This window comes from Paracraurococcus lichenis, assembly GCF_030657435.1.
Taxonomy (GTDB): Bacteria; Pseudomonadota; Alphaproteobacteria; order Acetobacterales; family Acetobacteraceae; genus Paracraurococcus; species Paracraurococcus lichenis.
In genome coordinates this window covers 1-20,127 of sequence record NZ_JAUTWS010000077.1, presented here as the reverse complement: position 1 = coordinate 20,127, position 20,127 = coordinate 1, and the positions used below count along the sequence as shown (strand labels likewise).

Below are 20,127 nucleotides of genomic sequence, written 5' to 3'. Positions count from 1 at the left end.
ACTCGGCACCGGCTTCGGCCAGCGCTTTCAGGCCGCCAACGATCGGCACCCGGCAGTCGCTACCGCAGCGTGACCCCCATTTCTGCGGCAGTCCCGCGAAGCGGAAGGCCAAGAAGGACTGACGTGGCAGGTCCGGCCTGCTATCGCCGCCCCTGACTGGGCGGGACGGGATCCCCAGGCTTCACGCTTCCATCGGGTTGGGGCACGGCGACCGGTTCGACCACCACCGGCGCGACGCCCTGTTCGCGCATGCCAAGGTCGCCAGCTGCCCTCGGGGCCACGTCCAGGATCCTGCCCGGGACATAGGGGCCACGATCCTCCACTCTCACGGTCGTCTGTTGCTCATTTTCCAGGTTCTTGACCTTGGCGACCGTGCCGAGCGGCAAGCTCCGGCTCGCGGCGATATTCGAGTCCGGACGGAAGCGCTGACCATTGGCCATCTTCCGGCCGTTGAATTGCCGCCCGTAGTAGGAGGCTCGCCCGCGCTGTGGCCGGCCCGAATGGTCGATGACCTCGCGGCCAGGTGTCAGCCGCACTCTGGCTGAGCGGTGCCCACGACCGGATGAGTTCAGGGCGTGGTGGCCCTTCCGCCGCACCGCATGCATTGAATGGTCAGGCTTGCTTTCAGTCGCGTGCGCAGCGACGCCTCGGCGACGCTCACCCGCGGCTTCGGCCGGGAACACCCATCCACACCCGACCAGCGCACAGACCAGCAGGATACCAAGACACTTCATCGGCAGTCCCCCTGGCCAGTCAGACGCCCGGCAACTGGCCGAGTTCGACGTGCCCTGTTCAGCTCTGGCCGTGTCAGGCTTTGGAATGCGCCTTGGTCCGGTTGGTGGGCACCCGGAGCGTCTGAGCGGAGGTCAGCCGGAACATGCCTTCCTGCCGCCCGCCCCCACTGGCAGCCTGCTCGATAGAGTTGCCACCGACCGCCCGCATGGAAATCACCCTAAACCTGCGCTCGCCTCGTCTACGTGCGACAGCCAAGCTGAATCAGCAGCGATGCTGTCCAAGTCGCTACCGGGCATGGCAATGGTGTGCGGGCGGGCATAGATGCAATCCATGACCTGCGTCGAGGATGGCTGGCTCACCCCGGCCGTCTCCATCGCCGCCGCCACGCTCGCCGGCCGGGCCGGCGTGACCACCCTCGACGTGGCCTCCGTGGCCGAGCCGCCGCAGGGCTTCGTGGTGGCGCGGCAGACCACGGCCCGCGCCGCCTTCGAGGAGATCATGGTCGGCGCCGTCCTGACCGCCTCGGCCGTGCCGGGCGGGGCGCAGCTGCGTCCGCGCGGCACCCTGCCCATCGCCGGCATCGACGTGGCGGCGCTCGGGGCCGCCGAGGACGAGCGCCCGCCGGCCGAGCCCTGGCGGGCCGCCCGGGCCGAGGAGAGCGCCCTCCCACGGGTGCTGGAGCTGGTCTTCCTCGACCCGGCGCGGGACTACCAGAGCAACACGGCGCGGTCCTGGCGCAGCACCGGCGCCGGCCAGGGCAGCCAGACCACCGAGCTCGCCATGGTGCTCGACGCCTCCCTCGCCAAGGCCCGGGCGGAGCAGGCGCACCGCGATCTCTGGGCGGCCCGAACCAGCCTGGAGGGGCTCACCCTGCCGCCTCGCTACGGCTGGATCCAGGCCGGCGAGGGGTTGGAGCTGCTGTTCGGCGGCGCCTGGCGGCGGCTGGCGGTCACCTCGGTCGCGGTCGGGGCCAATGGTCTCGTGCAGCTCAAGGCGGTGGTGGAGCAGGCCGGGCTCTGGGCGCCCTACACCGCCACCGCCGATACCGGCACCCTGCCGGCCAACCCGGCACCCACCATTATCGCGACCACCGCCCACCTGCTCGACATCCCGCTGCTGCGGGCCGAGGACGACGACGCCGGCTTCTATGCTGTCCTGGGCGGCCCGGCCGGCTAGCGCAGTGGCGTGCTGCTCCGCAGCGCCGATGGCACCAGCTACGACGAGGTACTCGCGGCAGCCGAGCCGGCTATCATCGGCACGTGCCAGACCATCCTGCCGAACGGGCCCTGGTGCTTCTGGGATGAGGCGGCCAACCTCGATGTCATGCTGCTGGACATCACCAGCAGCCTCGCCAGCGTGACCGAGGCAGAGGTGCTGGCCGGGGCCAATGCCGCGCTGGTCGGCGACGAGATCCTCCAGTTCCGCACCGCCAGCCTGATCGCGCCCGCCACCTACCGCCTCTCCGGCCTGTTGCGAGGTCGGCTCGGCACCGACCATCGCACGGCCACGCACGCCGCCGGCGAGCGCTTCGTGCTGCTCTCGGGCGGAGCGGGGCTCGATCGGGTGCGCGACAGCCTGGCGCTGCGGGGGCTCATGCGGCAGTACAAGGCGGCCAGCCTGTACCAAGCCGAGAGCGCCGTCGCGGCCAGCGCCTTCAGCAACACCGCCGAGGGACTGCGGCCGCTGTCGCCGGTGCATATCGCCGGCACCCGCGATGCCGCGGCCAACCTCGCCATCAGCTGGATCCGCCGCACTCGCATCCCCTCGGCCTGGAGCGACGGCGCCGACGTGCCGCTCGGCGAGGCCAGCGAGCGCTACGAGGTCGAGGTCCTCAGCGGCAGCACGGTAGTCCGCACCATTGCCGCCACCACGCCGGCCGCGACCTACACCGCTGCGGAGCAGGCCGCCGACTTCGGCGCAGCGCAGGCCGCCATCACCGTCCGCATCACCCAGCTGAGCGAGACGGTCGGCCGCGGCACACCGCGCACAGCCACGATCTGAAGGGGAGCCCCGATGTCCGGCACCACCACGCCCCGCCTCGCGCTGCCCTACATCGCCGCCCAGCAGGGGCAGAAGGAGGTCACCCACGCCGCCGGGCTGAACCGGCTCGACGCCCTGGTGCAGCCCGTCGTGCAGCAGGTCGGGCCCAAGCCTCCTTCGTCGCCGAGCTGTTCCAGGTCGCCGCCTGATCAGGCTCTGTCGAGGTCGTTCACGACCACCCACGGCTCGTCGCAAACTTTGCAACACAACCCCGCGCCGCGCAGTCGGCTGGGGAACCGCGCTTGGCACAGCCTGTTGTCGTGCCGTTGCCCAGGGCGGCAGACCGTTTGGGCAATCCGTCCTCAGGCGGCTGGACATCACCCGCGCCAGCAGCCCCTTGCTCATCGAGGAGTTCACAGTCCCATGGTCCCTCCCGGCCCCGGGGGCCATGGCCCCGAGTTCGCCCTCAGGGTGATGGCCTGACGGCCCCCGACCCCGTTCGAACCAGATCCAGGCCGGGATTGGCCAGGATCGCCGTGGTCCTCGCAGCGGCCTTGGCCACGTCGGTCCTGCAGGCGTGCACCTCCCCAGCGGACGGTCCCGCAACTACAGGCGCCGAGGCGCAACCGGACGGACCGCGGGGTTCAGCGCCGCTGCTGGAGCGCTTCGTGGAGGCCGCCGGCGTCAAGCTGCGCTTCGTGGAGATGGGCACGGGCGAACCAGCGGTGGTCCTGCTGCATGGCGACGGCTCGATGATCGAGGACTTCACCTCCAGCGGCCTGCTCGACCTCGCCGCGGCGCGGCACCGGGTCATCGCCTTTGACCGACCCGGCTACGGCCGGAGCGAGCGGCCGCGCGACCGGGCATGGACGCCGGAAGCTCAGGCAGGGGTGCTCGCCGCGGCGCTTGTGAGGCTCGGGGTCGAGCGGCCGGTCGTGGTCGGCCACTCCTGGGGCACTCTCGTTGCGCTCGCCCTGGCGCTCGACCGTCCCGACGCGGTGTCCGGCCTCGTTCTGGTGTCGGGCTACTACTACCCGGTCCCTCGCCCATCTGCCGCTCTCGCGGCACTGCCCGCAGTCCCGGTGCTGGGTGACGCCATGCGCTACACGGTCGCGCCCGTTCTCGGGGCGATGCTCACGCCGGGCCTGATCGCCAAAGCCTTCGACCCCGCCCCGGTGCCGCCGCGCTTCGCCGCGGGATTCCCCGTTGGCCTGACCCTCAGCCCCGCGCACATCCGGGCGAGTGCGGAGGACAGCGGCTTCCTCATGCCATCGGCGGCGGAGTTCGAGCACCGTTACGGCGAGCTGCGGCTGCCGGTGGCGATCGTGGCAGGCGCCGAGGACCGCGTCGTGGATACCGGGTTGCACTCGATCCGCCTACACCGCGAGGTGCCGGGGAGCACGCTGCGGGTCGTCTCGGGACAGGGGCACATGGTGCACCACGGCGGCGCCGGCGTGGTGGCCGACGCCGTCGAGGATGTCGCAGGGGCCGCCCAGCAAACCTCGGGCCGCACCGCACTGCGCCTGCCGTGCCCTGCTGACCAGCAGACCTCCCGCGGCGGCGTTCCGCTCCGTGGCGCCGCGTGCGGCCATTGCGCGGTGACGATAGCCCTCTCGGCCCCCAGCAGGTGAGACACGGACATGGACCTTCTCGGAAGCGCGCAAGACCCCTGGACCTGGCAGGGCGTCCTCCTTGCGGTCGCGGTCATCCTCGTCATCCTGGCGGCGCTGAACACCGCCGCCGCGCAATGGGCAGAGCGGCGCCATCCGCCAAAGGGGGCCTTCATCGAGGTGGACGGTGTGCGGCTGCACTACAGTGACCGAGGCAGCGGGCGACCCGTTGTCCTGATCCACGGCAATGCCGTGACCGGGGACGACTACAATACCAGCGACGTGGCCGAGCGGCTGCTCGGCACCTGCCGCGTGGTGATTTTCGACCGACCCGGCTTTGGTCACAGCGACCGGCCGCGCTGGCGCCCCTGGGAAGCCTTCGAGCAGGCGGAGTTGCTGCACAAGGCCCTCGTCCAGCTCGGGGTACAGCGGCCAGTAGTGGTAGGCCATTCCTGGGGCACGCTGGTGGCCCTCGCGCTCGCCATCCGGCACCCCAGTGACACGGCCGGGCTCGTGCTGCTCGCCGGCTACTACTTCCCGACGCTCCGCCTGGACGCGCTGATGGTGGCGCCAGGAGCGATCCCTGTGCTGGGAGACATCCTGCGCTACACCGTCTCACCAATCTTCGGCTGGCTGACAATGCCCCTCACCAAGCGCGTCATGTTCGCCCCTGCGCCGGTCACGTCCCGCTTCCAGGCGGAATACTCGACCGCGATGGCCATGCGACCTTCCCAGATCCGGGCGATGTGCATGGAGGGCACCTGGATGGTGCCGGACGCGATGCGGCTGCAGGGCCACTACGGCGCGCTGGCCATGCCGGTGACCATCATGGCCGGCGACGGCGACAAGATCGTCAGCCACCGGCTTTCTGAACGGCTGGCAGCGGCGATCCCCGGCAGCACCCTGCATATCATCAGCGGGGCCGGGCACATGGTTCACCACGTTGCAACGGACCGGGTAGTGGCGGCCATTCTCACGACGGAGAGTGCTGCTGACCCGATCGCTTCACAGGCGCCGGGATCCAAAGCCCCGATGGCCAGAGGTGGTGCGAACGCAGTCGCGTGATACGGATGGCCTGTCCCGACAGGCGTTCGGGGCGGGCCCTTGCCGCTCGGTCCGCCTTTCACGGCCCGGCCGATGAGGACGCTATGCGCGAAGGTCCGAGAAGGGCGGAAAGCGGCGGTAGAGGGCTCACCTCCCGGATGTCTGCTCTACCTTCGTGAGCGGACATAGAAGCAGCCCGCTTGGGCTCAAACTGCAGGGCGTGGTCTGGCAAGAAAGCTGCCGGTCAGCTCTCACGGATGGACGCGAGAAAGCGGACATGCCGCACAAGAAATCACGCGGGAAGGTGCCCGCCGGCCTGCGTCATCACCTCGATGACCCGACGCTTGGAGCTCTCGATGTGCGCCATCATGCGGTCGAGCGCCTCATCCGCGCGCCCGTCAGCCAAAGATTGCAAAATGGCGAGGTGCTCACGCATGGCGGGCAACACCTGCATCGGGCGGAGCGCCTCCGCGTCGAAGCGGATGAGTCGAACATGCAGGCTGTTGACGCGATAGATCTCGGACAGGATCTCGTTGCCGATTGCATCAACCATCATGTCGTGGAGGCCCCAATCGACGGCCTGCGCATCCTTCTCCAGTGACGCGTCGGCTTGCGGCGCCAGGGCCCGCGCTAGGATGGCTTCATGAGCGGCGATCTGCTCGTTGATAACGGTGGGGATTGCCGTCCGGGCGAAATGCAGCGTCGCCTCACGCTCGACCATGGCGCGAACCTGCCAGGCATTGCGGATGAGCTTCATGTCGACGGGGGCGACCTGAAGGCCGCGCTTGGGCACGGCCCGGATCAGCCCGGCCGCCTCCAGGCGCGGCACCATCTCCCGCACCGCCGCGAGCGACATGCCGAGCAGCTCCATAAGTTCCCGCTGTGAGACGAACTGCCCCGGCCGGATACGGGCATCGATGATCTGCTGCCGAAATCCCTGATAAGCCAAGCTGCGCTGGGTCGCCGGGACGGCGCCCTTGCCGTTCGCCTCGCCAGCCGCTGCTGTCTCCGCCCTGGCCATCGTTCGCACGCGTGCTCCTGGTCTGTGAGGCTGAGTATCGCGCTTGCCCGTCAACCCTGCCAAGCGGATTGAAAGGTGGTTGACATGTCAGCATGGCGCAAGGCAGGTTACTGACATGTCAGGCTGCTGCCACGGTGCTTCGTGGCCTGACCAGCGCACCGACGAAGGAGGAATTGTCCATGAGCTTCAATCTCACCGGCGTCATCCCGCCCCTGGTCACCCCGTTCACGGCGGAGGGTGAGATCGACGAAGCGGCCTTCCGCAACGTGGTCCGCTTCAACCTGGCCAAGGGCGTCCACGGCGTCTGCCCGGGCGGCAGCAGCGGCGAGGGCCACACCCTCACCCCCGACGAGTTCCGCCGGATCATGGAGATCACCGCCGAGGAGGTGAACGGGGCCGTTCCGATCGTGGCCGGCATCATCTCCAACAGCACCCGCGACGCAATCAACCGCGCCAGGGCGATCGAGCACCTGCCCGTCGCGGCGCTTCAGGTCACGCCCGTGCATTACCTCTTCAAGCCGGACGAGGCCGCCACCTTCCGCCACTTTAAGGCGCTGACCGATGCCGTCGGCACGCCGGTCATCATCTACAACGTCGTGCCCTGGAACTACTGCACCCCGGCCCAGCTCATCCGCCTGATGAGCGAGCTGCCCGGCGTGCAGGGCGTGAAGCAGAGCCAAGGCGACCTGAAGCTGATGGCCGATCTGCTGCTCGGCGTGCCGGATGGCTGCAAGATCTACTCGGCGATCGACGCGCTGCTCTACTCCTCCTTCGCGCTCGGCGCGCATGGCACGATCGCGGCCACGCCAGCCGCCATCCCGGGCGTCTCCGTGGCGCTGTGGAACACGGTCCAGGCCGGGGACCACAAGAAAGCCTTCGAGATGCACAAGGCGATGCTCGCCTTCTGGAACGCCATCGCTGCCGACAACCTCCCGGCCAACATCAAGACCTCGATCACGCTTCAGGGCTGCGACGCTGGCCTGCCGCGCGCGCCCATGCCGCCCACTAGCGACGCACAGCGCGCCCGCATCGAGGCGACGTTGAAAGCCGTGCTCCGCTACGAGGTCCTGGAGGCCGTCTGAGCGTCACGCGGCGCCGCAAAAGACGCTCACGTCATCCGCCTAACCAGGCGGTCACTTCGGCCGCCCCCAAGGAGAACCGGGACCGCCATGGGTGGGTCCCGGCACGCAGCAGAACCGGAGGGAACGATGTCACTCGATCGCCGCGGGCTCCTCACACTCGGCGCCCTGGCCGCTGCGGGCGGCGCTATCCCGTCAGGGGCCCGCGCCCAGGCCTTCCCGAGCCGGGCCATCACTATCGTCGTGCCCTTCGCACCAGGCGGGAACACTGACCTCGTGGGCCGGATCGTTGCGACCGCGCTCAGCAAGACGCTCGGCCAATCGGTCGTGGTCGACAACCGTCCCGGTGCGGGCGGCGCCGTTGGCGCCGGGCAGGTCGTCCGGAGCGCGCCGGACGGATACACCTTGCTCCTCGCCGGCGGTGGCGTCGTCGTCACGGTTCCGGAGATGACGAGCACCCCCTACACCCGCGCGGACTTCGCCCCGCTCAGCCTCGTCAACCGGAGTTCCATGGTGCTGCTCGCCCGCAGCAACGACGCGCGGTTCAGGAGCTTCGCCGACTTCGCCGCTTATGCCCGCTCGGAGGAGGGAAAGCTCAACGCTGCCCACTCCGGGCCAGGCACGCCTAACCACCTCGCGCTAATCCAGCTCGAGAACCTGCTCGGCACCAAGTTCACCGTCGTCAGCTATCGCGGCTCCGGCCCGGCCCTGAGTGACCTGCTCGGTGGCCAGATCGACGTGCACTTTGACCAGGTGACGAGCTCTCTTCAGCACATCCGGTCCGGCGCGCTGCGGGCGCTGGCCGTGCTCGGCCCTTCGAACGACTCCGCCTTGCCGGAGGTGAGGACGGTGTCGCAACTCGGCTTCGGCGAGATCGACGGCACCACCTATATCGGCCTCCTCGTCTCTGCCCGCACGCCGAAAGAGCTACGGGACCGCCTCGCGGGAGCGATCCGGCAGGCCGTGGCCGACCCGCAGATGATCAAGAGCGCCCGTGACCTTGGCAGCGAGGCCTACGCCAGCACCCCCGAGGAGTTCGCGCGCATCCTGGAGGCGGAGTATGCGATCTCCAGCCGGGCAGTGCGAGAAGGGCGGCTGAAGGCGGACTAGGCAATGACCGGATTGAACACGCGTTGAGTCCACTCATCGCTTTATCTCAGAACGAGGCTGCAGCGTCCGCCTTCGGGCAATCAGCTCCATCCTATGAGTGGCCGAGATCGGCACAGAGCCGCCAATCTCGACCGCCTGCCAGCGATGTCCGCTCGCCCTCCAAGACCAGACCTCTGAGCAGCGGGCACGAAGGTCGCCTTTGGGTCGGCTGCCGCGGTAGACCTTCCGGCCGCGGCTACCGCCGGGGCGGGTCGATCCCGGCGGAAGCCGGAGGGCGGCCACACTTCCGGCAGATGCCCGGAGAGTACGCCTTCGCGTGCCAGGCGGGCCGCATTCGCGACCTCGGCCCGTGTTTGCCGGCCGCAGGCCAGGAAAGCACGAGGCAAGTACGCGGAAGGGCGCCGCCGGCTACCCCGCCCGGAGCAGCACGCCTGGCCGCGCCCCCGTCTCCTCGCCCTCCTCGAAGACCGGCAGGCCAGAGACCATCGTCATCCCGTAGCCATCCACGCGCTGGATCAGCCGCCGCCCGCCGGCGGGCAGGTCGGCGACCATCTCCGGGTGGTGCGCACGGAGCCCCGCGAGGTCAATCAGGTTCAGGTCCGCTTTCAGCCCCGGCGCTAAGCGGCCGCGGTCGGAGAGGCCCATGAAGTCTGCCGTCTCGCCGGTCATGCGCTTCACGACGAACTCCAGCGGCAGGCGCGGCCCGCGGGCGCGGTCGCGCACCCAGTGGGTCAGCATAAAGGTCGGGATCGCGCCGTCGCAGATCGACCCGCAATGCGCGCCGCCGTCCGACAGGCCGAAGACGGTGTGGGGGTCGCAGAGCAGGTCGCGGATCACCGCGTGGTCGCCGGTCGCGTAGTTGGCCAGCGGGAAGAAAAGCATCCGCCGGCCCTCGCCTGCGGTCAGGTAGTCGTAGCAGTAGTCCTGTGGCGTCCGGCCCGCGCGCTCGGCCATGGCGGCGATGCTGCGCTCGGCGGTCGGCTCATAGTCCGGCGGCTCGCCGAGCACGAACATCCCCTCCCAGCGCGTGGCGATGAAGCGGGAGAGGGGTGGCAGCAGCCGCAGCAGGCGAGGCGAGGCCTCCTCGGCGAGGATGCGCGCTCGCGTCGCCGGATCGCGGAGGTGGACCAGCCGCTGCGGCAGCGGCAGGGTGGCAAGCTCCGCGAAGCTCTCGCGCAGGATGAAGGGGTTGAGGTCGGTCGAGAGGCCGAGCAGCAGCCCCGCCGGCCGCCCGCCGACCTGTCCGGTCAGCACAAGCCCCTCGGCGCGGGCGGCGCGGATTGCCGCGGTGATGCGCGGCAGGCGCGCGCGGTCATGCGCGCGGTCGAAATGCAGGAAGTAGAGTGGCCGGCCGCTGGTGCGGGCGAAGTCGCGCATCCAGGCGAACTCGGCGTCCACGTCCTCGAAATCGGCATTGAGGCCGAGCGCGCCACGGCCTGCGGCCCTGAGCGCGCGCGCCAGCCCCATCAGCTCCGCATGGTCGGAATAGCGCCCCGGCACCTGCTCCCCGGCGCGGGTCATGTGCTGGTCGGTGCGGCTTGTCGTGATGCCGAAGGCTCCGGCGCGCAGGGCCTCGGCGGCAAGGCGCTCCATCGCGGCGATGTCCTCAGCCGTCGCCGCTTCGCGCCGGATCGCGCGCTCGCCCATGACGTAGACGCGGAGTGGATGGTGGGCGAGCTGCGTGCCGACATCGACGGTGCGAGGCATGCGGTCCAGCGTGTCGAGGTACTCGCCGAAGCTCTCCCAGTCCCAGCGCAGGCCTTCCGTGAAGACAACGCCCGGGACCTCTTCGACGCCCTCCATCAAGTCGATGAGCGCTTGGTGATGTTCGCGGCGGGCCGGGGCGAAGCCGACGCCGCAGTTGCCGAAGATCACCGTGGTCACGCCGTGGTTCGAAGAGGGCCGCAACACCGGGTCCCAGGTCGCCTGGCCGTCATAATGGGTGTGGATATCGACCCAACCCGGCGTGACCAGCCGGCCGCCGGCACGGACCTCCCGCCGCCCGGCCGCGGCCCTGCCGCCGACTTGGACAATCCGATCGCTCTCGATGGCAAGGTCGCCGGCGAAGGGCGCGGCGCCGGTGCCGTCCACGATCAGCGCGTCGCGGAAGACGATGTCATGCATGACGGTTCTCCCCTGGATTTCAGAGGAGTGTGTCAGGCGAGGCGGCGCCTGTCACACCAACCCTGGTGAGGCGTGCCCTGCGGCGAACGAAGTCGGCTGACCGCCCGAATGGGCGCGGCGGCATGTGCCGCCCAGCCAAGCCGCCGGAGACAGCAGCTGATTGGGGCTACGACCGCGCCAGCAGCGCTAGCGGCTAGCGGGTTGGCGCTCGGCGCGAGCTTATGTGGAAAATGCTGGGGAGTTTCCGTTGGGTCAAACTCGGCGGCTCCGGAAAACTCGGTCCAGAGCCTGTCCAAGCTGCGCAACGAGAGCGACCGCTTGGTCATCCACGCTGCCCGGCGCTAGAGCCCGACCAGTCCGGCCGGGCTCTCGTCGATGAGTTTGGCGCGGCGGACATAGCCGCGCATGGTGCGGATGTCCTTGTGGCGGCTGTGTTTCATGATGGTCTCGTCGCGCGCCCCGGCCTTGTAGGCCTCGGTGATGAAGCCCGCCCGCAGCCCGTGCAGCGACAGCCGCTCGAGCCCGGCGGGCTTGATCCCGGCCAGCGCCAGCCGCCGCGCCAGGATTTTTGGGAGCGCATAGGGGTGCAGCGCCGTGGTCTCGAGGTTGCCCCAGCGGTCGATCTTGCGGAACACCGGGCCGTAGCGGCAGTCGCTGGCCTGCAGCCACGCCTCAAGCGCGCGCACCGGGCAGGTCTCGGGTTTCTTGCCACGCGGGATGCCGAGCTCGGCCCCCCTGCCCTGCTGATCGGTCTTGGCGCGCGGGATCAGCAGCCGCAGCCCCTCTGGCGTCATGGTCAGGTGCTCTCGCTGCACCGCGACCAGCTCGGAGCGGCGCAGCGCCGCGGCGAAGCCCAGCAGCAGCAGGGCGCGGTCGCGGGTGCCGGTGAGACCGTCGGTGCAGGTGGCGACGAGGCGGCGGATCTCGGCGGTGCCGATCGCCGCGGCGCGGCGCTGGGGCGCACCGTGCCGGCGGGCGATGCCGGCCAGGGTATCGCGGATCGCCGGGTGGGAGCCCGTCCAGGGCAGTCCGGCCATGCGGTGGGCGCGGCCGAGGGCGGCGAGGCGGCGGCGCAGCGTCGATCCGGCATGGGTGGTCGCCAGGGCCGCGAGGGAGGTCGCCACGGTGATCGGCGTCGCCGGCAGGGCGGCGATGCCCCGCCCCGTGCACCAGGCCTCGAAGCCGGCCCAGTCCGCGGCATAGGCGGCCAGCGTCGCCGGTGAGAGCGCCTGGCGGGCATAGGTGGCGGCGCGGGCGACCTCGGCGTCGGGCAGCAGGGCGAGTTCGGACATGGCGGGATTGCAGCAACTTGCGGCGATTTGGGCAACGCCGAAACAGGCTCCGGAAGCGCCGGGGCGTCGCCGCATCCTCCGCGCCGCTCATATGGCTGCCTCCCGCGGGCGGCCATCCGCCGGGCGCGGCCGGTCATCCATCGGCCATTGCAGCAGGGCGGCAGCTGCGCCGATGCCGACGAGCGCCCACCAGGCGGCGTCGTAGCCCCCTGTCGCGTCCAGCACGATGCCGCCCATCCAAGACCCCGCAAAGCCGCCGATCTGGTGGCAGACGAAGGCGAGCCCGAAGAGCAGGCTGAAGTTCGCCAGGCCGAAGAGCCGGCCGATGAGAGCGGAGACCAGCGGCACGACCCCCAGCCAGGTCGCGCCCATCACTGCCGCGAAGACCAGCGTGCTGGCTTCGGAGACTGGCGTGTTGAGATACAGGAGGATCGCCGCCGTACGCGTCGCATAAATGCCGGCCAGCAGCCGCTTCGGGCTGTAGCGCTGCCCAAGCACGCCGAAGACGTAGGACCCGATGGCGTTGCAGACGCCGATCACCGCGAGCGCCGCAGCGCCCACCGAAGGCGCGAGCCCGCACAGCCCGAGAAAGCGCGGGAGGTGGGTGGTGATGAACATCAGCTGGAAGCCGCAGGCGAGGAAGGCGACCGACATGGCGACGAAGCCGGGATGGGCCATGGCCGTCCGCGCCGCATTCCATGCCCCCGGCGCCGGCGCTGCCGCCTGCTGCGCCGCGCCCCCCGTCGGCGCGCCGCCGAGCAACAGGGAGAGTGCGACCATCGCCCCGCAGACTCCCGCGAAGGCCAGCGCCGCGTCCCGCCAGCCCGCGGCGGCGATCAGCGCCTCGCCGAGCGGCGCCAGCACCAGCACGCCGGCGGAACTCGCGCCCGACACCAGCCCGACGAGCAGCCCGCGCCGCTCGGGCGGCGCCGCACGGGAGACGGCGCCGAGCAGCACGCCGAAGCCGGTGCCCGCAATGCCGAGCCCCGTCAGCAAGCCGATGCCGAGGTCCAGCGCCACGAAGCCATTGCCCGAGGCGGCAAAGAGGAGGAGCCCCGCCGTGTAGAGCAGCCCGCAGCCGAGCAGCACGGGGCGCGCCCCGAACCGGTCGCCCAGCGCGCCCACGACCGGCTGCGACAGCCCCCAGACGAGGTTGTGCAGCGCCACCGCGAAACCGAAGGCCGCGGCGGAGGCGCCGAGCTCCACCGTGCTCGGGCCGAGGAACAGGCCGAAGCACTGCCTCAGGCCCATGGACACGGCCATCACCGCGGCCGCGACCAGCACGATCCGCCACAGGCCGGGACGTCCCGTCGCATCCGTCACCGTCTTTCCTTTCCCGTGCGATGCCTCGCCAGGTTCGACCTTGACGACGCGGCAAGGAACCGAGTTCTCGTCACCGGCGGCGAGCCGCGCTCACCCTGCGGAATCGAGGCCGGCCTCCTGGCCAGCGCGGTCACGGGATCCCGTTGCAGCCATGGCGGCGGAAGGCCGGGCGCGCCTTGAGACGCGCGTACCAGTCGGCGACCGCGGGCAGTTCCGGGCAGGCCATGGGCGTCATCAGCCAGCGATTCGTGGACAGGCCCAGCACGATGTCAGCCAGGGTGAAGTCCTCGCCCGCGACATAGGGGCCGCCCGCCGCGAGATGGCGGTCAAGCAGGGCCATCCGCGCATTCCACCCCGCCACCATCCCGGCCACCTCCGCAGCGTCGAGCCGCGCCGGATGGCCGCGCACGAGATGCATGAAGGCGCCGCGCCAGGCCGTGTTCAGCTCCGTGGCCTGCCAGTCCATCCACTGCTCCACCCGCGCCCGCGCGGCGGGATGGCAGGGCAGCAGCCATTCGGTGCCGGCGCTGGCCGCGAGGTAGCGGCAGATCGTGTTGCTCTCCCACAGCACGAGGTCGCCATCTACGATCACGGGGACCAGCCCGTTCGGGTTCAGCGCCAGGAATTCCGGCGTGAGCGTCGGCGCGAAGCCGCTGCCCCAGTCCTCGCGGAGATAGGCGCGCCCAACCTCTTCACAGGTCCAGAGCACCTTGCGGACATTGATCGAGGCGGCCTTGCCGAGCAGGCGGAGGGTCATCGGTAGAGTGCCGTCCAGACGGCCAGCCTCACCCTGCACGCATCGAAGTCGTCCTCGGCATTCGTGGGCTCGAGGCCCACGTCGCGCAGCATGCGGGGCTCCAGCCCGGCAATATGCGCCTTGTCGCGCCAGAGGCGGATCCCGCGCGCGAGGTCAGTCTCCCCGGCCGGGCCTTCCCGTCGGCGCAGCCAGCCCGCGCTGCGCTGCCTTGCCGGCAGGATCCGGAACGCGACGAACAACCGCCCGAGTGTCAGTTCCATCGCACTCACCTCCGCGTGGCAAGCCGTGCCACCGCGTCAAGCGCGGCGGCGATCTCGGCTCCGCTGTTGAACACATGCGGGGCGGCGCGCAAAACCTCGGCCAGCCCGCGCGCCGCCATGTCGAGTGGCGCATAGGCGGCGCCCCGCGCCGCGAGCGAGACGCCGGCCTGACGCAGCGCCTCCTGCGCCGCGCCGGCCGCCATGCCATCGAGCGTGAAGCTCACGATCCCCGACAAGGCGGACCCCGCGTCATGGACCTGCACGCCGGGAAGTGCGCGCAGGCCATCGCGCATCAGCGCGGCCAGCTGCGCGATGCGCGCCTGCAGCCGCTCCGGGCCGAAGGCAAGCGCGCCTTCGATCGCGGCGCCGAGGCCGAGGCGACCGGCGAACGAGGCCTCGCCCGTCTCGAAGCGGCGCGCATCGGGGCGCGGCGTCCAGCCCCTGCCATCCCAGGCTGCGCCGAACTGGTCCGGCATGGGGGTCGCGGTCTGCCCGAGAAACCGGCGGGACGCATAGAGGATTGCCGTACCCCGGGGGCCGCGCAGCCACTTCCGGCCGCTGGCGACCAGGGCGTCGCAAGCCAGGGCGCGGACATCCACCGGCATCTGTCCGACGGCTTGGCAGGCATCCAGGATGAAGAAGGCCCCGGCTTCGCGGGCGAGGGCGCCGATCTCCGCCGCCGGGTTCACCAGCCCGTTCGCGGCCGGGCACCAAGTGGCCAGGACCAGCCGCACCCGGCCATTCGGCATGGCTCGTGCCGCGGCCAGGTCGAGCGTGCCGTCCGGCTGGGTCGGCAAGGGCTCCACGGACACGCCGCGAAGGCCGGACAGCATGGCAAGCGACCCGCCCCATTCGGCCCGCGTGACAAGGACGCGGTCGCCGGGCGCGAGAGGGACGGCGCCGATCGCCGCCTGCAGTGCCCGGTTGCCGCTCTCGAGCAGGGCGATCTCGTCCTCTGCCGCGCCAAGCAGCCGCGCCGCGGCCCGATAGGCGGCGTGCAGGCGCTCGGCCTGTTCCGCCGCCGCCTCGGCCGGGCCGATCTCGGCCTCGCGCCAGAGGTGGCCAACCATGGCATCGAGCACGGCTGCGGTCGGCAGGCCGGCGGTCGCCGAGTTCAGGTAGATGCCCTCCGATCGGATGGGGGGTGCGGAGGTAGGGAATGCGAGGGCAGCGGACATGGAGCAATGGAACCCTGCCAAGCGGTGCAATCGCCGCTGGACCATGAGGTTTGCCTCGCGCACTATACGGCGCAATCGGAACATTGCCCTCGGTGCAATATTGCCATGGACTATCGCATCATCGCCGACGGGCTCGCGGCCGACATCGCCGAGGGGCGGCTGTCCCCGGGCGAGCGCCTGCCGCCGCAGCGGCACTTCGCCTTTCAGCGCGGCATTGCGCCGTCCACCGCGGCGCGGGCCTATGCGGAGCTTCGCCGCCGAGGGCTGGTCATCGGTGAGGTCGGCCGCGGAACCTATGTTCGGCTTGGGAGCAGCCCAGCCGGCGCCGGGTTTGGCGAGCCGCCCGCGGCGGGGCTGATCGACCTCGAACTTGTCGTGCCCGTCCTGCCCGAGCAGCCGGCGATGCTGGCCGCAGCGCTGGCCGCCCTCGCCGGCAGCATCGAGGCGCTTCGCACCGCGCTCGATCCGGTCGCGAGTGCCGCCGATCCGGCGAAGCGCGACGCCGCGGCTGCCGCCCTCGCACGTCCCGGCTGGGCGCCGGATCCTGCCGGCATCCGCTTCGCCGGCAATGGCCGCCAGGGGCTGGCCGGGGCGCTGGCGACCCTCGCCTCGGCGGGCGCACGCGTGGGCTTTGAAGCGTTGACCTACCCGGCCGCGAAGGCGGTCGCAGCGCGGCTTGGTCTGGTGCCCGTGCCCATCGCGCTGGACGAGCACGGGATGCGCCCCGATGCGCTGGACGAAGCCTGCCGGGGCGGCCTCGCGGCGGTCTATGTCCAACCCACGCTGCAGAACCCACTCGGGCCGACCATGCCGGAGAAGCGACGAGGTGAGATCGCCGCCGCGCTCCGGCGCCACGACGTTGTGGCGGTGGAGGATGCCGTCTATGCCTTCCTCGACGCGCACGCACCGCCGCCGCTCGCGGCCTTCGCGCCGGAGCGCGTGATCCATGTGGACAGCCTGTCCAAGCGGATAGGCCCTGGCTGCACCCTCGGGATTCTCTCGGCGCCGCCGGGTCCGCTGGCCGAGCAGCTCGGCCGCGCGCTTCGGACCGGCGCTTGGGGGGCGACGGGGTTGCCGCTGGAGATCGGGCTGTCGCTGATGGCCAACGGCACCGCCGCCCGCCTCGAGACCGCGAAGCGCGCGGACGCCGCGCGGCGGCAGGCGATCGTGGCAGAGGCGCTCGGCAGGCTGCGAATCCGCCGGGGACCGGGCGGGTATCACCTCTGGATGGAGCTGCCGGGCGGATGGCGGGCGGAGAGCTTCGCCGGGGCGGCACTGCGCCGCGGCGTCGTGGTGACGCCGGCCGCGGCCTTCACCATTGGCGCAGCACATGCGCCGCCGGCCGTGCGGGTCGCCCTGGCCTCGCCCCCGCTCGATCAGCTGCGCCAGGGGCTCGCCATCCTCGCGCAGCTCGCGGAGGCAGGGCCGGGAGGCGAGGCGCTGGACTGAGGCCATCCCGCCTCCGGCCAGTCGCCGGGCCAAGGCGAAGCAGCGCAGCATGCGGTCATTCGAATGCAGGAGGACGAACCGCAGGCGCGCGGCGGCTGAATCCGGCAGCAATGGCCTGGATCGGCGGTATCGCGCCGGCCCCGTCAAAGCCACATCGGCAACAGCGACACGGTCAGAGCCAAGCCGAGCACGATGTTCACGCCCCGACACTGCGCCTCGGTCCGGAGCGTGCGGGCGAGCAGAACGCCGAAGGCGCACCAGACATGCAAGGAGACCGCCGCCGCGACACCAAACACCAAGGCCAGTGTGCCCGCCAGCGGCATGAGGCCGGGCACCACGCCCGCATACGCCCCGGATGCGGTTTTGTCAGAACTCGTGCCAGACCCGACGACGTGAGGCGAAAGCCAATGTCAGCTTACGCCGCTTCGAGAACGGCGAGCACACTGGTGGCGCGACGGAGGTGCAGCAGGCGACGGCGGCGGGCAGAGACGTATTGGTTGTGGCGAGTGCAGGGGCGGAGGAAGTTGCGGAGCTCGTCGTAGCTTCGACAGAAACGCTCCGCTGACGCGAAGCTCTTGAACCCGCGCATGCATCGTGTTCGGCCTTTGACGCCCCGGTGATCCTGCTCGAGCCTGCTATTTTTATACGCGCTGGTCCGATGCTCGACATCGCGGCCGAGCGTGCTGCGGATCGCCCGCGGGTAGGAGCCGTGCCCGTCGGTGGTGACCTGATCAGGCGTCACACCCGTGACCGACTTGGCCGAGCGGAAGAAGCCCTGAGCCGCAGCCATGTCGCGGTGCTCGCTGAGCATCGTGTCGACCAAGTTGCCGTCGCGGTCGATGGCCGGATACAGGTACGCCCAGCGACCGCCGACCTTCAAATAGGTCTCATCCACGTGCCACCGGCGGCCACGCGCACCGCCCTTGCCGCGACGGCGCCGGCGCAGTTCGTCGGCGAGCAGCGGCGCGAGCTTCGCCTCCCACTCGCGGACGGTCTCATAGCTGAAGGGGACTGCCTCATGTTTTGGGGTCGGAACAGCGGCGAGCGGCTATCCGCGGATAAGCCCCAACCAGAGCGCGATTCCCGTCCCGTCCGTACTCCACTACTGCCACCCGCGCCCGTTTCCACCAGCCGCACAATCCAGGCCACGCGCGCTACCCCATGGAAAGCATCGGGCCGCAGGTTACCACCTACCCGTTTCGACCCCCAAACATGAGGCGGTCCCGCCGCCACCGCCTTCGCCGACACCGAGTGGGCGTCCCTCATCGATGCCGTGATCCGCGTCGAGCGCGATGTTCTCACCCGCAACGCCAAGACCGGTCTCTGGCATCGCTCCTCCGAGACCGCCTTCTATCTCGCCACCACCGTGATCTCAGCCGTTCGCGCCGCCTCTGCCATCCGGGACCACTGGAAGGTCGAGAACACCTCGCACTACACCCGGGATGTCACCATGGGTGAGGATCGCTCCCGCATCCGCTGCAATCCGGGCATCTTCGCACGTCTCCGCAGCTTTGCCTTCAACATCCTCAAGGCCAATCGCCGAAGCTCATTTCCGCAAGACCGCCTCCGCGCCGCCATTGGTGGCGTCGATTACATCCTCGACCTCGTCAACATTCCAGAGCGTTGAACAGCCCTGATCATCTGTCCGTTCCGGCCCCCAAAAGTGAGGCAGTCCCCGCGACCTCACAGAAGCCTCCAGATTCTGCTGCAAAATGTGAGCTGCTTCACAGTAGCGCAGCCTACCATCCGGCCTGTTCTCCATCCGCATCCCGCGCCAGCCGGATCCACGCCGCGACGGAAGTGTGGAACGCCCCTGGCCGCAGGAGCGGGCTCTGGGCGCAAGGAGGAGAGGACCTATGGCAACAACGAGCGTGCAGTCTTCCGAGGCGGGGCAGACCTGGACCTTCATCCATCCCGATGACGTGCAGGTCGCCGCAGCCTCAGGTGGCCCCCTGACCATCTCCCTCAGCTACGATCAGTCAGACCTCCTGAACAACCCGCATGGCATGGTGGCAATCGAGGTGCGCGAGCCTGCGGGCAACGGGAGAACCACCGACGGTGGTGGATTGCGCACACCACTGCAGATCGAAATCACTAACGCTCTTGGGGTCGACACGGTGGAGGGCGGCGCCGCCTGGACCGGTTTCGATATCATGCTCGCCTACACCGGCACACCGCTGGATCAGCAGGTCTTCCATCCGGGCTATGCGCATTTCCACAACGCGACCACCGCCAATTTCCCGGGCCTCACGGTCACGACCACAACCCCGATCTTCGGCGCGGCAGGGGATGGCTCCCTGAGAGCGCCGCCGGAGCCGGAGCCCCCTCCCCCAGCCATCCCCTCCAACATCCACCTGGAGGGCGCTATTCCCTTCGGCTCCTTCCGGACTTGGGGCACCGCAGGCGAGCCCGACCTGGTACTGCACCAGCGGACCTATGCGGACCATGACGATAGCTTTGTCATCCTGCTCTGGCCGCAGCTGGCTCCGGCGGAGCTGGCGAAGCTGCTGCCCACGGAGGGGCCGGACCGGCTGTTCGGCGGCACGGGCGGGGACTTCATCGACGCGCTGGACGGCAACGACTCCGTCGATGGACGTGGCGGCAACGACACCCTGCTGGGTGCAGCCGGCAACGATCTTCTTCACGGCGGTCCCGGCCGGGACGACCTTCGGGGCGGCGAAGGCAATGACACGCTGGTGGGCGGGTCGGGCGACTTCGAGGTCCTTACAGGCGGCAACGGCACCGACACGGCGGACTACTCAGAGCAGACGGAGCCGGTGATCGCTGACCTCAGCGCCGGCTTCGCGCAGTTCATCGACACCTCCTTCTTCCCATTCGACCAGCAGCCGGTCGTCTTCGACACGCTCTATGAGATCGAGGACGTCTGGACCGGCAGCCACAACGACACGCTGATCGGCAGCGCTGCGGCGAACCGACTGGTCGCAGGCCCAGGCAGCGACCTCCTGCGCGGCGGTGACGGCGACGATACACTGGACGGCGGCGCCGGCGCCGACCGGATGGAGGGCGGGCTTGGCAATGACACGTACCTCGTGGACGACCCGGGCGACGTCGTCGTCGAGCTACAAAGCTCCGGCTTCCCGGACACGGTGGTCAGCACCGTCTCCTTCGCGCTGCCGGATTTCGTCGAGGATCTGCAGCTCAGCG

At 70.2% G+C, this 20,127-nt stretch carries 18 protein-coding genes and 1 pseudogene; 9 read left to right on the top strand and 10 right to left on the bottom strand.

Translation table 11 applies throughout. The features are described 5' to 3' along the window. Positions 1-140 precede the first annotated feature (140 nt). On the bottom strand, positions 141-734 hold the full coding sequence (locus Q7A36_RS33235) for a septal ring lytic transglycosylase RlpA family protein (protein ID WP_305108098.1): 594 nt from the start codon (positions 732-734) through the stop codon (positions 141-143). Between the two features lie 322 nt (positions 735-1,056). On the opposite strand from Q7A36_RS33235, the gene Q7A36_RS33230 reads away from it, so the two are divergent. The 4 genes from Q7A36_RS33230 to Q7A36_RS33215 all read left to right on the top strand — a co-directional run bounded on the left by Q7A36_RS33230 (position 1,057) and on the right by Q7A36_RS33215 (position 5,390). Beyond that, a complete protein-coding gene (locus Q7A36_RS33230; RefSeq protein ID WP_305108097.1) occupies positions 1,057-1,911 on the top strand; it encodes a phage tail protein in 855 nt (284 codons plus the stop codon). A 9-nt stretch (positions 1,912-1,920) separates the two neighbouring features. After that, positions 1,921-2,736, top strand: a complete 816-nt coding sequence (locus Q7A36_RS33225; RefSeq protein WP_305108096.1) for a GTA baseplate fiber-binding domain-containing protein — start codon at positions 1,921-1,923, stop codon at positions 2,734-2,736. A gap of 647 nt (positions 2,737-3,383) precedes the next feature. Next, on the top strand, positions 3,384-4,346 hold the full coding sequence (locus Q7A36_RS33220) for an alpha/beta fold hydrolase (protein ID WP_305108095.1): 963 nt from the start codon (positions 3,384-3,386) through the stop codon (positions 4,344-4,346). 9 nt (positions 4,347-4,355) lie between these two features. Next, on the top strand, positions 4,356-5,390 hold the full coding sequence (locus Q7A36_RS33215; protein ID WP_305108094.1) for an alpha/beta fold hydrolase: 1,035 nt from the start codon (positions 4,356-4,358) through the stop codon (positions 5,388-5,390). Positions 5,391-5,661: 271 nt separating this feature from the next. On the opposite strand, the gene Q7A36_RS33210 is transcribed toward Q7A36_RS33215, so the two are convergent. Continuing rightward, positions 5,662-6,390 (bottom strand): GntR family transcriptional regulator, encoded by a 729-nt coding sequence (locus Q7A36_RS33210; RefSeq protein ID WP_305108099.1) that lies wholly within the window; start codon positions 6,388-6,390, stop codon positions 5,662-5,664. A gap of 179 nt (positions 6,391-6,569) precedes the next feature. On the opposite strand from Q7A36_RS33210, the gene Q7A36_RS33205 reads away from it, so the two are divergent. Together Q7A36_RS33205 and Q7A36_RS33200 are read left to right on the top strand one after the other, a co-directional pair. Beyond that, positions 6,570-7,472 (top strand): dihydrodipicolinate synthase family protein, encoded by a 903-nt coding sequence (locus Q7A36_RS33205; protein ID WP_305108093.1) that lies wholly within the window; start codon positions 6,570-6,572, stop codon positions 7,470-7,472. 126 nt (positions 7,473-7,598) lie between these two features. After that, a complete protein-coding gene (locus Q7A36_RS33200; RefSeq protein ID WP_305108092.1) occupies positions 7,599-8,579 on the top strand; it encodes a Bug family tripartite tricarboxylate transporter substrate binding protein in 981 nt (326 codons plus the stop codon). A 408-nt stretch (positions 8,580-8,987) separates the two neighbouring features. On the opposite strand, the gene Q7A36_RS33195 is transcribed toward Q7A36_RS33200, so the two are convergent. From Q7A36_RS33195 to Q7A36_RS33170, 6 genes are all read right to left on the bottom strand, one after another. Beyond that, positions 8,988-10,703, bottom strand: coding sequence for an N-acyl-D-amino-acid deacylase family protein (locus tag Q7A36_RS33195; protein WP_305108091.1), 1,716 nt, complete (start codon positions 10,701-10,703; stop codon positions 8,988-8,990). A gap of 341 nt (positions 10,704-11,044) precedes the next feature. After that, positions 11,045-11,995: a site-specific integrase gene (locus Q7A36_RS33190; protein WP_305108090.1), complete on the bottom strand. Its 951-nt coding sequence runs from the start codon at positions 11,993-11,995 to the stop codon at positions 11,045-11,047. Between the two features lie 87 nt (positions 11,996-12,082). After that, entirely contained in the window at positions 12,083-13,318 is a 1,236-nt protein-coding gene (locus Q7A36_RS33185; protein WP_305108089.1) for an MFS transporter, read from the bottom strand. Positions 13,319-13,448: 130 nt separating this feature from the next. Continuing rightward, positions 13,449-14,075 (bottom strand): glutathione S-transferase family protein, encoded by a 627-nt coding sequence (locus tag Q7A36_RS33180; protein WP_305108088.1) that lies wholly within the window; start codon positions 14,073-14,075, stop codon positions 13,449-13,451. Further along, positions 14,072-14,335: a hypothetical protein gene (locus tag Q7A36_RS33175; RefSeq protein ID WP_305108087.1), complete on the bottom strand. Its 264-nt coding sequence runs from the start codon at positions 14,333-14,335 to the stop codon at positions 14,072-14,074. The genes Q7A36_RS33180 and Q7A36_RS33175 overlap by 4 nt, the downstream gene beginning before the upstream one ends. Before the next feature lie 5 nt (positions 14,336-14,340). After that, positions 14,341-15,513, bottom strand: coding sequence for an aminotransferase class V-fold PLP-dependent enzyme (locus tag Q7A36_RS33170; RefSeq protein ID WP_305108086.1), 1,173 nt, complete (start codon positions 15,511-15,513; stop codon positions 14,341-14,343). 105 nt (positions 15,514-15,618) lie between these two features. Between Q7A36_RS33170 and Q7A36_RS33165 the strand changes: the two genes are divergently transcribed. Next, the gene (locus Q7A36_RS33165; RefSeq protein WP_305108085.1) at positions 15,619-16,962 is read left to right on the top strand and encodes an aminotransferase-like domain-containing protein; all 1,344 of its coding nucleotides are present in this window, start codon (positions 15,619-15,621) and stop codon (positions 16,960-16,962) included. Between the two features lie 143 nt (positions 16,963-17,105). Here Q7A36_RS33165 and Q7A36_RS33160 read toward each other — a convergent pair whose 3' ends face one another. After that, entirely contained in the window at positions 17,106-17,297 is a 192-nt protein-coding gene (locus Q7A36_RS33160; RefSeq protein WP_305108084.1) for a hypothetical protein, read from the bottom strand. 80 nt (positions 17,298-17,377) lie between these two features. Beyond that, positions 17,378-17,962, bottom strand: a pseudogene (locus Q7A36_RS33155) (IS6 family transposase); the annotation flags it as partial. Between the two features lie 273 nt (positions 17,963-18,235). Between Q7A36_RS33155 and Q7A36_RS33150 the strand changes: the two are divergent. Both Q7A36_RS33150 and Q7A36_RS33145 read left to right on the top strand, forming a co-directional pair. After that, positions 18,236-18,589 (top strand): hypothetical protein, encoded by a 354-nt coding sequence (locus Q7A36_RS33150; protein WP_305108083.1) that lies wholly within the window; start codon positions 18,236-18,238, stop codon positions 18,587-18,589. Between the two features lie 229 nt (positions 18,590-18,818). Then, positions 18,819-20,127: calcium-binding protein (locus Q7A36_RS33145; RefSeq protein WP_305108082.1), on the top strand; the 1,309-nt coding region annotated here is incomplete at its 3' end.

Bases quoted from the DNA above. Each gene is read 5' to 3' on its own strand.
- Q7A36_RS33230 (WP_305108097.1), top strand. From the start codon at position 1,057: ATGCAATCCATGACCTGCGTCGAGGATGGCTGGCTCACCCCGGCCGTC.
- Q7A36_RS33195 (WP_305108091.1), bottom strand. From the start codon at position 10,703: ATGCATGACATCGTCTTCCGCGACGCGCTGATCGTGGACGGCACCGGC.
- Q7A36_RS33170 (WP_305108086.1), bottom strand. From the start codon at position 15,513: ATGTCCGCTGCCCTCGCATTCCCTACCTCCGCACCCCCCATCCGATCG.
- Q7A36_RS33175 (WP_305108087.1), bottom strand. From the start codon at position 14,335: ATGGAACTGACACTCGGGCGGTTGTTCGTCGCGTTCCGGATCCTGCCG.
- Q7A36_RS33235 (WP_305108098.1), bottom strand. From the start codon at position 734: ATGAAGTGTCTTGGTATCCTGCTGGTCTGTGCGCTGGTCGGGTGTGGA.
- Q7A36_RS33205 (WP_305108093.1), top strand. From the start codon at position 6,570: ATGAGCTTCAATCTCACCGGCGTCATCCCGCCCCTGGTCACCCCGTTC.
- Q7A36_RS33165 (WP_305108085.1), top strand. From the start codon at position 15,619: ATGGACTATCGCATCATCGCCGACGGGCTCGCGGCCGACATCGCCGAG.
- Q7A36_RS33210 (WP_305108099.1), bottom strand. From the start codon at position 6,390: ATGGCCAGGGCGGAGACAGCAGCGGCTGGCGAGGCGAACGGCAAGGGC.
- Q7A36_RS33190 (WP_305108090.1), bottom strand. From the start codon at position 11,995: ATGTCCGAACTCGCCCTGCTGCCCGACGCCGAGGTCGCCCGCGCCGCC.
- Q7A36_RS33180 (WP_305108088.1), bottom strand. From the start codon at position 14,075: ATGACCCTCCGCCTGCTCGGCAAGGCCGCCTCGATCAATGTCCGCAAG.
- Q7A36_RS33200 (WP_305108092.1), top strand. From the start codon at position 7,599: ATGTCACTCGATCGCCGCGGGCTCCTCACACTCGGCGCCCTGGCCGCT.
- Q7A36_RS33215 (WP_305108094.1), top strand. From the start codon at position 4,356: ATGGACCTTCTCGGAAGCGCGCAAGACCCCTGGACCTGGCAGGGCGTC.